Origin of the sequence: Schumannella sp. 10F1B-5-1 (assembly GCF_006517535.1) — a bacterium.
In the GTDB taxonomy this organism is placed as follows: domain Bacteria; phylum Actinomycetota; class Actinomycetes; order Actinomycetales; family Microbacteriaceae; genus Schumannella.
In genome coordinates this window covers 1-263 of sequence record NZ_VHQH01000244.1, presented here as the reverse complement: position 1 = coordinate 263, position 263 = coordinate 1, and the positions used below count along the sequence as shown (strand labels likewise).

Annotated in this window: 1 protein-coding gene; it reads left to right on the top strand. The window is 75.7% G+C overall.

The window, feature by feature from the left end:
* Nucleotides 1-24: 24 nt before the first annotated feature.
* A partial coding sequence (locus FJ658_RS15570; RefSeq protein ID WP_181408522.1) for an ATP-binding cassette domain-containing protein occupies nt 25-263 on the top strand: 239 nt, incomplete at its 3' end.

The window sequence follows — 263 nt, the reverse complement described above, 5'->3', positions numbered from 1 at the left end:
CTGGCTGCCGGGGGTGGTGGCCAGGTGAGCGGACTCGCCGTGGACGTCACGGTCGATCGCGGCGGGTTCGCGCTCGACCTCGCGATCGACGTCGCGCCCGGCACGACGACGGCGCTCATGGGTCCCAACGGGGCGGGCAAGTCGACGGCTCTCGCGGCGATCGCCGGGCTCGTCCGACCGTCCCGGGGGCGGATCGTGATCGGCGGGCGGCCGGTCGACGACGTCGAGGCCGGGGTGCATCTCGATCCGGCGCGCCGTCGCGT